The 12,463-nt window shown below is 70.6% G+C and carries 10 protein-coding genes; 4 read left to right on the forward strand and 6 right to left on the reverse strand.

Going from position 1 to position 12,463, the window contains the following annotated elements:
• Positions 1 to 10: 10 nt before the first annotated feature.
• The 5 genes from ACQPZW_RS32500 to ACQPZW_RS32520 all read right to left on the reverse strand — a co-directional run bounded on the left by ACQPZW_RS32500 (position 11) and on the right by ACQPZW_RS32520 (position 5,131).
• Positions 11 to 1,783: a carbohydrate-binding module family 20 domain-containing protein gene (locus ACQPZW_RS32500; protein ID WP_433789829.1), complete on the reverse strand. Its 1,773-nt coding sequence runs from the start codon at positions 1,781 to 1,783 to the stop codon at positions 11 to 13.
• A gap of 164 nt (positions 1,784 to 1,947) precedes the next feature.
• Positions 1,948 to 2,862 (reverse strand): glycine betaine ABC transporter substrate-binding protein, encoded by a 915-nt coding sequence (locus ACQPZW_RS32505; RefSeq protein WP_433789830.1) that lies wholly within the window; start codon positions 2,860 to 2,862, stop codon positions 1,948 to 1,950.
• A gap of 3 nt (positions 2,863 to 2,865) precedes the next feature.
• Positions 2,866 to 3,522 (reverse strand): ABC transporter permease, encoded by a 657-nt coding sequence (locus ACQPZW_RS32510; RefSeq protein ID WP_433789831.1) that lies wholly within the window; start codon positions 3,520 to 3,522, stop codon positions 2,866 to 2,868.
• Complete coding sequence (locus ACQPZW_RS32515) at positions 3,519 to 4,157, reverse strand: ABC transporter permease (protein ID WP_433789832.1); 639 nt, start codon at positions 4,155 to 4,157, stop codon at positions 3,519 to 3,521. The genes ACQPZW_RS32510 and ACQPZW_RS32515 overlap by 4 nt, the downstream gene beginning before the upstream one ends.
• The gene (locus ACQPZW_RS32520; RefSeq protein ID WP_433789833.1) at positions 4,154 to 5,131 is read right to left on the reverse strand and encodes an ABC transporter ATP-binding protein; all 978 of its coding nucleotides are present in this window, start codon (positions 5,129 to 5,131) and stop codon (positions 4,154 to 4,156) included. The genes ACQPZW_RS32515 and ACQPZW_RS32520 overlap by 4 nt, the downstream gene beginning before the upstream one ends.
• A gap of 91 nt (positions 5,132 to 5,222) precedes the next feature.
• Between ACQPZW_RS32520 and ACQPZW_RS32525 the strand changes: the two genes are divergently transcribed.
• Positions 5,223 to 6,644 (forward strand): aromatic amino acid lyase, encoded by a 1,422-nt coding sequence (locus ACQPZW_RS32525; RefSeq protein WP_433789834.1) that lies wholly within the window; start codon positions 5,223 to 5,225, stop codon positions 6,642 to 6,644.
• Between the two features lie 7 nt (positions 6,645 to 6,651).
• Here ACQPZW_RS32525 and ACQPZW_RS32530 read toward each other — a convergent pair whose 3' ends face one another.
• A complete protein-coding gene (locus ACQPZW_RS32530) occupies positions 6,652 to 9,378 on the reverse strand; it encodes a hypothetical protein (RefSeq protein WP_433789835.1) in 2,727 nt (908 codons plus the stop codon).
• Positions 9,379 to 9,549: 171 nt separating this feature from the next.
• Here ACQPZW_RS32530 and ACQPZW_RS32535 point away from each other — a divergent pair, with 171 nt between their 5' ends.
• Genes ACQPZW_RS32535 through ACQPZW_RS32545 form a run of 3 tightly spaced genes read left to right on the forward strand, consistent with a single transcriptional unit; the run spans position 9,550 to position 12,457 of the window.
• On the forward strand, positions 9,550 to 10,836 hold the full coding sequence (locus ACQPZW_RS32535; RefSeq protein WP_433789836.1) for an ABC transporter substrate-binding protein: 1,287 nt from the start codon (positions 9,550 to 9,552) through the stop codon (positions 10,834 to 10,836).
• Positions 10,833 to 11,693: a carbohydrate ABC transporter permease gene (locus ACQPZW_RS32540; protein WP_433789837.1), complete on the forward strand. Its 861-nt coding sequence runs from the start codon at positions 10,833 to 10,835 to the stop codon at positions 11,691 to 11,693. The genes ACQPZW_RS32535 and ACQPZW_RS32540 overlap by 4 nt, the downstream gene beginning before the upstream one ends.
• Entirely contained in the window at positions 11,690 to 12,457 is a 768-nt protein-coding gene (locus tag ACQPZW_RS32545) for a carbohydrate ABC transporter permease (RefSeq protein WP_433789838.1), read from the forward strand. Before ACQPZW_RS32540 ends, ACQPZW_RS32545 begins: the two co-directional genes overlap by 4 nt.
• Positions 12,458 to 12,463 lie beyond the last annotated feature (6 nt).

Here is a 12,463-nt window from a genome sequence, read left to right on the forward strand (position 1 = left end):
TGCCGGGAGCTCAGCGCCAGGTGTCGTTCAGGGTGACCTGCCCGGACGCCGGGACCGTGGCGGTGCGGTTGCTGCCGGACTCCCAGGTGACGCTGCCGTCGGCGTTCTTGCGGATGTACTTGTACTCGAACGCCGTGCCGGCGGGCATCAACACCGTGCCCTTCCACACCGGGTAGGAGGTGGCGGACAGAGCGACCGCGCTCGCCGGGGCCCAGCTGCCGAGCGCGGCCTGGTTGCCGACGACGAAGATGTTCTGGCCCAGCGAGGTGGTGGCCGTGACGTTGAAGCCGGCGCCGGCGGTGGCCGTGCTGGTGGGCGTCGGGGAGACCGACGTGGTCGGGGTGACGCCGCTCGCGCCGACGTAGAGGGCGATCGCGTCACCGGCGGGCACGGTGGCGGTGAACTGGCCGGAGGAGTTGACGGCGTAGGTCGTACCCGTGCATCCGCCGTTGGCCGTGGGGTCGCCGTGCTGGACGTCGCAGTAGGTGCCGGCCGGAAGGGAGGTCTGGAACGTTCGCGTCAGCGAACTGCCCTCGTGGTTGATCGCGACGTAGCCCCTGCTGCCCCGGCTGAAGGCGATCTGGTCGGCGCCGTTGGACCACCAGTTGGTGACCGCCGTGCCGCGGGTGGCGTTGCGGAACCCGACCATGTTGCCGACCTGCCGCCACGCGTGCTGGCACTTCCACCCGTCGGCGTAGCAGGCGCTGACCGCACCGTTGTTCGGCGGCCCGGCGTCGTGGTTGCTGAACTCGTAGCCGGAGTTGACGTCCGGCGCACCGTACGGCCAGGCCAGCGTGAAGACCTGGGCCAGGGTGTACGCCGACCCGTTCTTGTAGCTGAGGGTGTCCCCGCCGCGCTCGGTGTCGTGGTTGTCCACGAAGACGGCCGCCTGGTTGCTGGGCAGGTAGCCCCACGCCGTGCCGAAGTTCGACAGGTAGGCGAGGTTCTCGCTGAGGAAGACGCGCTTGAGGTCGCGGGCGAACCGGAACTCCTGGACGTCGCCGGTGCCGGTGTACTCGGTCGGCTGGACCGCCTCGCCGGAGCCGAAGATGACCTCCTGCTTCCAGTAGGCGCCGGTGTTGCTGAGCTTGCCCTTGATGGCGGAGAGGTCGGCGGCGGCGATGTGCTTGGCCCCGTCGATCCGGAAGCCGTCGACACCGAGGGACGCGAGGTCGTTGATGTACCCGGCGATCCTGCCCCGCACGTAGTCGCTGCCGGTGTTCAGGTCGGACAGGTTGACCAGTTCGCAGTCCTGCACGTTGCTGCGGTTGGTGTAGTCGCTGATCGCGGTCCGGCAGGAGTGGAAGTCCGCGTCGGAGTAGACACCCGGGTAGTTGTACTTCGCGTACGAGGTGCCGCCGGTGCCGGTGCCGGAGCCCGCGGACATGTGGTTGATCACCGTGTCGGCGACGACCTTGACCCCGGCCGCGTGACAGGTGTTCACCATGGTGGTGAAAGCGGCACGGTCACCGAGCCGGCCGGCGATCTTGTAGGACACCGGCTGGTACGAGGTCCACCACTGGCTGCCCTGGATGTGCTCCTGCGGCGGGGACACCTGCACGTACCCGTAACCGAGCGGGCCGAGGGTGGTCGTGCACTCGCGGGCGATGGAGGCGAAGCTCCACTCGAACATGACGGCGGTGACGTCCTTCTCGCCGGGCGGCGAGGCGAAGGCCTCCGGACCGGTGAGAACCTGGGCGACACCGAAGCCGCCGACGCCGAGGGCGAGGGTGGTGGCGGCCAGGATGCGGGTCAGGCGTCGCCGCCTGCGGGGACTGTCCACATCTACCTCCGGGCAAAGGGGGGAAGGCTGCAAGCCCTTGCAGCAACAGGCTTGAAACTTTCTGAAAATCTTTGCGGCAAAGATAGATACCAGCGAGTACAGCCGTCAAGACATCAGCCGGAAACAAAACGCCGCCCCGAAGGGCGGCGTCTCTATCAACAAACCTAGCTGAGGCCGTTCTCCGACAGGAACGCCTTCGCCACCACGGTGATGTCCTTCTTGTCCACCTGGACCTGGGCCAGGTAGCTGGTCAGGTTCGCGGTGGTCAACTTGCCCGAGACCGCGTCCAGGGCGCCGGTCACCGTCGCGTTGTTCGCCTCGCTACGGATCAGCGGGATGACGTTCTGCGAGGTGAACAGGTTCTTCGGGTCGGCCAGGGTGACGAACTTGTTGGTGACGATCGACGAGTCGGTCGAGAACAGGTTGGCCACCTGGATGTCGCCGTCCTTCAGGGCGTTGACGGTCAGCGGGCCACCCGGGTCGAGCGGCTTGTACTCCTTGAACTCGACGCCGTACACCTCCTTGAGGCCCTTGAGGCCCTGCTGGCGTTCGGTGAACTCGGGTCCGCCACCGGCGACCAGCGTCGGGGCGACCGCCTTGAGGTCCTCGATGGTCTTGAGGTTGTTCTTGGTGGCGGTGTCCGCGCTGACCGTCAGGGTGTCCTTGTCCTCGGCCGCCGACTGGGTCAGGACCTCGGTGCCGGAGGGCAGCACCTTCTTCAGCTCGGCGAGAACAGCGTCGGGGCTGCTCACCCCGGCCGGGATGCCGTTCGGCGACAGGGCGGCCAGCAGCGCGCCGTTGTACTCCGGGAGCAGCGAGATCGAGCCGTCCTGGAGCGCCTTGAGGTAGACCTCGCGGGCGCCGATGTTGAACTTGCGGGTGACCTTGACGCCCTTGCCCTCCAGGGCCTGGGAGTAGATCTCGGCGAGCAGCTGGCTCTCCGGGAAGTTCGCGGAGCCGACGGTGACCGAGCCGCCGGCAGCGCCGGAGGCGGCCGGTTCGTCGGCGAGCGGATCACTGTTGGTGCCGCACGCGGTGAGCGTGAGCGCCATGGCGACTGCAGCGGCGATGCGCTTCATCTTCTACGAGCCTTTCAATCCGGGTGAGACGATCAGACGCTGGATCAGCGCCAGAACGAGATCGACGAGTACGGCCAGTGCGGCGACGACGATGGCGCCGGCCAGGACTCGGGAGTAGTCGTTGACGGCCAGGCCGTCGATCAGCAGCCGGCCCAGCCCGCCCAGCCCGACCGCGGCCGCCACGGTGGCGGTCGCGACCACCTGCAGGGCGGCGTTGCGGAAACCGCTGAGCATGATGGGCAGCGCCATCGGGATCTCGACGCGGGTGAGCACCTGCCACGGGCGCATGCCCATGCCGCGGGCCGCGTCGACGACCCGGTGGTCCAGGTTGCGCATCCCGGCGTACGCCGAGGTCAGGATCGGTGGGATGACCAGGACGGTCAGCGCGATCAGCACCGGCAGCAGGCCCAGTCCGAGCAGGGTGACCATGAGCATCAGCAGGCCGAGCGTGGGCAGCGACCGGCCGGCGTTGCCCGCGTTGATGGCGATGAACGAGCCCCTGCCGGTGTGGCCGATGTAGAGCCCGACCGGCAGGGCGATCACCGCGCCGATCAGCAGGGCCAGCGCCGTGTAACCCAGGTGCGAGACGATCAGGTTCGGGATGCTGCCGGGGTTGCTCGGATCCCAGTGGGCCGGATCGGTCAGGTAGGAGAAGTTCATGCGGCACGCGTCCACGGGGTGACGGCCCGCTGCACGAGCACGATGATCAGGTCGGCGATCCCGGCGAGCAGCACCGACAGGATGACGCCGATCAGGATCGGCTCCAGATAGAACAGCTGGAAGCCGCGGGTGAACAGCTGGCCGAGGCCGCCGATGCCGATCAGCGAGCCGACGCTGACCAGGCTGATGTTGGACACCGTGGCGACCCGCAGACCGGCCAGGATGACGGGCAGCGCGATCGGCAGCTCGACGTCGATCAGCCGGCGGGTCCGGCGGTAGCCCATCGCGGTGGCCGCCTGCACCACCACCGGGTCGACCGCGCGCAGGCCGTCCGCCACCGTACGGGCCAGCAGCGCCACCGTGTAGACGGTCAGCGCGACCACGACGTTGACCGGGGACAGCACCTTGGTCCCGAGGATGACCGGCAGGAACACGAACAGCGCCAGCGACGGGATCGAGTAGAGCACCCCGAAGGTGTTGATCAGCGGGTGGTAGAGCCACGAGAACCGGACCGCGAGATAGCCCAGCGGCAGCGCGATCGCGAACCCGAAGAGGATCGGCAGCAGCGCAAGATACAGATGCTCCTGCAGCGCCTGCCAGACGATCTCGTGGTTGTTCGTCAGATACTGGATCATGAGCGGCGGCTCGCCAGATAGTCGGCCAGGTCGTGATGGCTGACCAGCCCGTCGGCGGCCCCGTCCGGCCCGACGCGCACCGCGATCCCGCCCGGCGAGCTGATCACCAGGTCGGTGACCACGCGCAGCGAGTCGTCCTTGGTGAAGACCCCCGGCAGCCCGACCGGCCGGCCGGCGTCGTCCAGGTCGACACCCTCCACCGGGCGGACCGGCAGCTCGGCGGCGCTGTCGAAGGAGAGGCTGCGCAGACCACGGTCGCGGCCGACGAACGAGGCCACGAAGTCGTCGGCGGGCGACGCCAGCAGCTCCCGCGGCGTCGCGAACTGGGCCAGCCGGCCGCCGGTACGGAGCACCGCCACATGGTCGCCGAGCTTGATGGCCTCGTCGATGTCGTGGGTCACCATGGCGATGGTCTTTCCCAGATCCTGCTGCAGACGCAGGAACTCGGCGTGCAACTGGGCCCGCACCACCGGGTCGACGGCGCTGAACGGCTCGTCCATCAGCATGATCGGCGGGTCGGCGGCGAGCGCCCGGGCCACCCCGACACGCTGCTGCTGGCCACCGCTGAGCTGGGCTGGGTAGCGCTTGGCGAACTCGGCGGACAGGCCCACCCGTTCGAGCAGGCCGAGCGCGGCGGTCCGGGCCTCGCGTCGCGTCCTGCCGAGCAGCACCGGCACGGTCGCCACGTTGTCCAGCACGGTCCGGTGCGGGAAGAGGCCGGCGTGCTGGATGACGTAGCCGATGCCCCGCCGCAGCTCGGCCTCGTTCTGCCGGGTCACGTCCCGGCCGTCGATCAGGATGCGCCCCGAGGTCGGGTCGACCATCCGGTTGATCATCCGCAGGGAGGTCGTCTTACCGCAACCGGAGGGCCCGACCAGTACGGTGATCTTGCCGGTGGGCAGCTCGAGGCTGAGATGGTCCACCGCCGTGGCGCCGCCGGGGTATACCTTGACGACGTCCTCGAATGTGATCATGGCACTCCCAGTTGATCTTATGAATCATACTATTCATACTCGCTAAGTAGTGAATAATGTGTCAACGTTCGGTCACGGTTCTGGAGACTTCGTGCAGGTCCGGCTAGATGGTCACTCCCTGACGATCCCAGAGCTGGAGACGATCGCCTCCGGCGTGGCCGAGATCACCATCGATCCAGCCGCACTCATCCTGGTCGGCGAACGCCACACCGGGCTCCTCGACGCGCGGGCGCGGGGAGCCGTCTACGGCGCCAACACCGGCGTCGGCGCGAACCGGCACGAGCAGGCCGGCGATCCGGACGGTCACGCGCTGCGCCTGCTGCGCAGCCACTGCGCCGGAGTGGGGCCGGAGGAGGACGACCGTACCGCCCGGGCGGTCATGACCGTGCGCCTCAACCAGCTCCTCGCCGGCGGGTCGGGAGTCTCCCGCCGGGTCGCCGAGGCGCTGGCCGCCGCCCTGCGCGACGGCGCCGTCCCCACCCTGCACCGCTGGGGCGCCATCGGCACCTCCGACCTGTCCGCGCTCGCCGAGCTCACCCTCACCCTCGCCGGGGACCGCCCGTGGCGCAGCGGAACCGCGCCGGCCGTCGGCCTGGACGCCACCGACGCCCTGCCGATGATCAGCTCCAGCGCCCTCACCGTCGCCACCTCCGCCCTGGCCGTCTCGGACGTCCACCGTCACCTACGCGCCTCAACGATCATCGCGGCGCTTTCCTTCCTGGCGCTGCGCGGTAACCCCGAGGCCTACGATCCTGCCGTGCACGCCGCCCGCGCGCACCCGCACCAGATCGCCGTCGCCACGACTCTGCAGGCAATGGTCAGCGGCGCGTCACCAGCGCTGCGCATCCAGGACCCGTTCGGCCTGCGGGTGGTGCCGCAGGTCACCGCGCCCGCCCTGCACGCCGCCGAGACCCTGAGCGCCACGGTCACCGCCGAGATCAACGCAGCCGTCGAGAACCCGCTGGTCACCGCCGCGGGGGTGCACCATCACGGCCAGTTCCACACCGCCACCCTCGCGGCCGGCCTCGACGGGGTCCGCGGCGCGTTCCTCCCGGTGATGTCGCTGTCGGCGGCCCGGCTCGGCCTGCTGATGCGGCCCGACATGACCGGCCTGCGAGCCTTCCTCGCCGACGGACCGCCCGGCAGCTCCGGCCTCATGATCACCGAGTACGTGGTCCAGGACCTGCTCGCCGAGATGCGCGCCGTGGTCCAGCCCACCGCCTCCGGGACCCTCACCATCTCGCTCGGCCTGGAGGAGCACGCCAGCTTCGCCACCCAGGGCGCCCGCTCGCTGCGCACCATGGCCCGGCTCACCCCCACCCTGCTCGCCGCCGAGCTGGTCGCCGCCGTGCGCGCCCTGCGCCTGGCACCCGAGCGCCTCACCGGCGGAGTCCTCCGGGAGGCGTGGTCCCTGGCCGCCACCCAGCTCTCCGACGACCTCACCGACCGGCCCCTCGACACCGACCTCACCCGGGCCGCCGCGCTGCTGCCCACCCTCGCCGCCCTGCTCTGAACCCCTGTCACGGGCACAGACGCCGCGGCCCGGCGCCGGGGAAGTGCCGCTCCCAGTCCACCGAGAGCGGCCGGCCGGCGCACACCTCACCGATCACCCGGGCCACGTCGCTGTCCAGATGCCACAGATCGCCCGACGCGAGCACCGCGATCCGCCCGTCCTCGATGCGCGGGAACCCGAGGCCGAGACCCTGGGCATCGAGCGAGATCAGCGGTTCGCCGGTCGCGACGCTCACCAGGACGACCCGATCGAAGTCGGTCAGCGCCAGGGTCCGGCCGGCCGGATCGAAGGTCACCGTCGACGGATAGCCGAGGCCCTCGACGCGGGCCACCGTCCGCACGTCGGCCGGATCACCGGCGTCGACCATCACCACCTCTCCGCTCTCCGCGATCGCGACGACCATGCCGTCCGGGCCGGCATAGGGCGACATACGGTACGGCGAACGGAACAGCGTGGCGACCCGGGCACCGTCCACCGTCCACCGCTCCAGCACGAACGAACCGTCCTGACGCCGGCACACGACGAGGCCGGAGCCGTCGGGCAGCAGCGCCGTGCTCTCCACGTCGGTCGCGGGCAGTCGGCGCGGGGCCCGCTCACCGACCCGCCACAGGACCGCGGCGTGGTCGCCGGTCACGCCGGACACCACCGAGCCGTCCCGGTCCATGCTCTCCACCAGCGGAAGATCCGCCGGCGTCGGGATACGGCGTGGACTGTCCAGGTCGGAGAGGTCCCAGAGCACCGAGCCGGGCCCGCCCCCGTAGAGGGCCACGGTCTCGTCCTCGCTCCGGCCGTACAGGAACATGTCTCCGGTGGGCAGCTCACCGGCGGGTGCCCACGAGCCGTTGCTCGGGCGCCACAACTGCTCGGTGGCGGGCCGCCCGCCGTACGGCGGCTGCCTGGTGATCGCGATCCGGCCGGGCGTCGTCGCATACCCCAGCCCCAGCGTGGTGGCGGACGACGCGGCGTGCGCCAGCACCAGCATGTCGCGTGACTCGGCGGTCGGGGCGACCCGGTAGGCGGCCAGGGCCAGCGCCTCGGCGTCGTGCGGGCGTGACTTGAGCATGCCCCGGGCGGTGTCCACGGCGCGCAGCGACAGCGCCTCGTTGCGCTGAGCCGTCGCCGAGCGCTGGGCCGCCACGGCGGTGATCGCCGTCCCGGCCAGCAGGACCGTGATGACCGCCAGCCCCGCCACCAGCCGGCGCAGACGTCGCGCCGACCGCCGCCCGGCCGCCGCCGCCTCCTCCTCGGCCGCCAGCCCGGCATCGAGGAACTCCCGCTCCCGGCGGTTGAGGCGATTCCGCAGCCGGGCCGCCTGCTCGAGGCGGGCGCCGCGCTGCAGGGTGTCCGGATCGCGGCCGTGCGCCTCCCAGACGGCCGTCTCCTCGGCGATCCGGTGCAGCGTGCGCAGGTCGTCCCGGTCCCGGGCGAGCCAGCCGGCCAGGCGCGGCCAGGCGTGCAGCAGCGCCTCGTGGACCAGCTCCACACCGTCCCGGTCGATGCTGATCAGACGGGCGGCGGCGAGCCGGTCCAGCAGCGCGTCCGGCACGTCGAGATCGGCACGCGACACCCGCCGCTTGGTGTCCTCGGTGCCGTCCCCCGGCACCACCAGGCGCAGGAACAGCCCCCGGGCCGCGGCCCGGCCGTCCTCGTCGAGCTCGCCGAAGGTCTCCTCCGCGCTGCGGGCCAGCGCGTGCCGGACCCCGCCGACGTCCTCGTAGCCGGTCAGCGTGAGCGCCAGGCCGCGACGCCGCCGCCAGGCCTCGGCCAGGGTGTGCGACACCAACGGCAGCGCGGCCGGCTGCCCCGCGACGTCCGAGACGAGCCGGGCCACCAGCGCCGTCTCCAGCGAGGCCCCCGCCCGGGTGGCCGGCTCGGTCACCGCCCACCGGAACTCCTCCGTCGACATCGGCCCGACCAGCAGCTGAGCGCGATGCAGGGCCGCCACCAGCTCCGGGTGAGCGCCGCAGTGGCCGTAGAAGTCGGCTCGGACCCCGATGACCACCCGGCTGTGCGGTCCGGCGGCCACGGTCAGCGCGCGGATCAGCCAGTCACGGCCGGCGTCGTCGCAGAGGGTGAAGCACTCCTCGAACTGGTCGACCACCAGGAGCAGATCGTCGGCCGCCTTCGCCAGCCAGCCCCGCAGCGCCTGCGGGTCGGCGGCCAGATCGTCACGGACCCGGCCGGCGGGCTCGTCGGCGAGCACGGCCAACGCCACGGCCAGTTCGCCCACCGGGTCGGCGCCCGGCGTGACGACCAGGGCCGTACGCGGGGAGCGGGCGGCCAGACCGGCCCGCAGCAGTGACGACTTGCCGGCGCCGGAGGCCCCGAACACACCGGCGAACGGCCGCTCCTCCACCAGCGCCAGCAGGGTGGCGGTCAGGGCCTCCCGGCCGAAGAACCGGTCGGCGTCCTCGACCTGGTAGGCGGCCAGCCCCACATACGGTGGCGGCGCCTCCCCCGGCGCACCCGGCTGCCCGGCGGCCAGCTCCCGCCAGCGCTCGGTCCAGGCGGCGGCGTCACCGTCGCACGCCCGCACGAACGCCACGGTGACGGCGAGACTGGGCAGACGGCGCCCGGCCACCGCCTCGGACAGGGCGGCGGCCGAGTAGTTGGTTCGCTTCCCGAGGTCACGGTACGTCGGCTCCCCGGCACTACGGCGCAGCCGCCGCAGATCGCCGGCGAACCGGAGCAGCGGCGAGTCCTCGGATCCCAGCGGACGTTCCCGACGAGGCACCCCTGCTGTATATACGACGGCCTCCAGCCGGCCGACAGCGGCTGGGACCGCTCCCACGTATCGACGTTGTTCAGCGTTGCTTGTTCAGCGGCCGAGCCCGAACACGAACAACGCGCAGCTCTTTAACGTCCACGGCATTCGCCTGCACGTACGCCCCACAAAGGAGCTGCCATGCGCTCGAAACCCACCCGCCGCGCCTTCCTCGGTCTCGGCGCCGCCGTCGCCGGCGGAACGCTGTTGTCCGCGTGCGGCGGAGGATCCGCGTCCGGGTCCGGCAAGCTGAAGTTCTGGGACATGCCGTGGGGGCAGGCCGACTACACGGCCGCGGCCCGGAAGCTGACCGAGGGGTACCAGCCGGCGAACAACCTGCCCGCGGCCGGTTATCAGGAGATCCAGTGGGCGAACTTCTCGCAGACCTTCTCCTCGGCGATCGCCTCCAGGACCGGGCCCGCGGTCAGCACCGGCGGCGGCTTCCAGGCCTTCCAGTTCGCCGACCAGGGCGCCATCGCGTACGCCGACAACGTGATCGAGCAGTTCCGCAAGGACGGCACCCTCGACGACTTCCTGCCCGGGCAGGTCGAGTCGATGAAGACCGCGAAGGGCTACGCCGCGGTGCCGTGGCAGCTCGACTTCCGCGTGTGGTGGTACCGCAAGTCCCTGCTCGACGAGGCGGGCGTGGCCGTACCGACCACCTGGGACGAGCTGCTGACCGTGAGCCGGGCGCTGGCCGCCAGGAAGGTCTTCGGGTTCGGCACCGGAGCCGGTGCCGGCAACAACCTCGGCAGCCAGGGACTGCTGCTGATGATGCTGAACAACGGCGGCGGTCTGTTCGACCCCGACGGCAGGGTCGACGTCGTCACCGGCGCCAACCTCGAGGCGGTGACGTTCGTCCAGGAGCTCGTCAAGGCGAAGGCGGTCGACCCGGCGTCGATCAGCTACACCACCGACAACCTGATCGCCCAGTGGAAGATGAAGAAGGTCGCCATGGGCATCCACACGGCAGGCCTCGACACCGACACCGGCGAGACCGACGGCGACCTGCGGGTGATGAGCCCGCTCACCGGGCCCAGCGGCGCCAAGGCGGGCCTGGTCTTCCAGAACAACATCATGATGTACGCGAACACGCCGTCGACCGAGGGCTCGGAGGCGTTCCTGTCCTACTACATCCGCAACATGAAGGTCCTGTGGCAGCAGAACGTGGTCGCCGGGCTTCCGGTGCTCAAGTCGATCGTCGCGCTGCCGGCCTTCCAGAAGCAGACCGCCAAGGCGAAGATCATCGCCGAGTGGGCGCCGGTCGCCAAGACCTTCGCCACCCGGTCGACGACCCTGTTCGGCGGACTGGCCGCGGTCGACTCCAGTCAGCCGCTCACCCAGTTCGCCCAGACCGTCCTCGCCGGCAGCGACCCGCGGGGCGCGCTGAACACGCTGCAGGACGCGCTGCAGGCGATCGTGAAGTGACCCGCGCCCGGCGGACCCTGCTGTTGCTGGTGGCGCCGTCGCTGGCGCTGCTGGTCCTGATCAACGCCTATCCCCTGGTCTACGCCGCCGTCCAGTCGGTACGCGACGGCACGCTGATCGACCCGGGCGACTACGTGGGCCTGGAGAACTACCGGGAGACACTGACCAGTCCCGCGTTCTGGCGATCGGTCCGGTTCACGCTGGTCTTCACGGCCGTCGGCGTGTTCGGCAGCTGGCTGGGCGGGCTCGGGCTGGCACTGCTGCTGCGCACCCGCATCCCCGGCCGGACGGTCTTCAAGACGCTGCTCCTGCTGCCCTGGGTGGTCCCGGTGGTGGTGTCGTCGACCGCGTGGAACTGGCTGGTCGCCACCCCGCAGAGCCTGCTGCCGAGCCTGGTGCACGCGCTCGGCCTCGGCACGCCGCTGTTCCTCGCCGACCCGGCGTGGGCCAGGGTCACGGTCTGCGCCTTCAAGGTGTGGATCAGCGTGCCGTTCATGATGACGATGATCAGTGCGGCGCTGACCGGGGTCGACCGGTCCGTCTACGAGGCCGCGGGGGTCGACGGCGCTTCCCGGCGGCAGCAGTTCGTGCACATCACGCTGCCGATGATCGCCCGCTCCACGTACATCTCGTGGATCCTCATGACGATCTTCTGCGTCAACGACTTCCCCACCATCTACCTGCTCACCGGTGGCGGCCCGGTCGACGCCACCACCTCCCTGGTCGTGCTCTCCTACCGGACCGTGTTCCAGAGCTTCCAGGTCGGCCCGGGCGTCGCGATCGCCTTCGTGATGACCCTGAGCCTGGTCGTCGTGTCGCTGGCCCTGTACCGCCAGATCAGAAAGGCCCACGTATGACCAGGGGTGACAGGCGCGGGCAGTGGTGGCGCTTCGCGGTGATCCTCGTGATCACCGGGGTCGTGCTGGTGCCGGTGGCGGCGGTGCTGGTGCTGTCGCTGCGGCCCGGTGTGGGGTCGGGCAGCAGCGCCTCCTTCGGCATGGCCAACTTCGTCCACGTCTTCAGTGACGTCCCGACCCTCATCTGGCTGGGCAACAGTCTCGGCGTCACCCTGGCGACCGCGCTGGTGTCGGTCGCCGTGGCCGCCCCGGCCGGGTACGTCCTCTCCCGCGGCCGCAGCCGGGCCGTGTCGGCGTACTCGCTGCTGCTGTTCGTCGTGCAGTCGCTGCCGGTGATCACGGCCGTGATTCCGCTGTTCCTGCTGTTCGCCGAGATCGGGCTGGTCGACAACCTGATCGGGCTGGGCATCGTCTACGTCGGGGCGTCGATGTCGGTGGCGGTGTGGATGATGGCCGCCTACATGGACACGATCCCGGTGTCGCTGGAGGAGGCGGCCTGGATCGACGGGGCCTCGCTGTTCAGCGGGTTCACCCGGATCGTGCTGCGCAACTCCCTGCCCGGGGTGCTGTCGACGGCGATCTTCACGTTCCTGGTGTCGTGGAACGACTACCTGGTGGCGATCGTGTTCCTGCGCTCGGAGGAGCGGTTCACCCTGCCGATCGGGGTCCAGTCGTTCTTCCAGCAGAACGGGACGGACTGGGGGTCGGTCATGGCGCTCGCGGTGGTGATGATGCTGCCCCGGTCGTCGTCTTCACCTCCCTGAACCGCT

Source organism: Actinoplanes sp. CA-252034 (assembly GCF_050956125.1).
Lineage (GTDB): Bacteria > Actinomycetota > Actinomycetes > Mycobacteriales > Micromonosporaceae > Actinoplanes.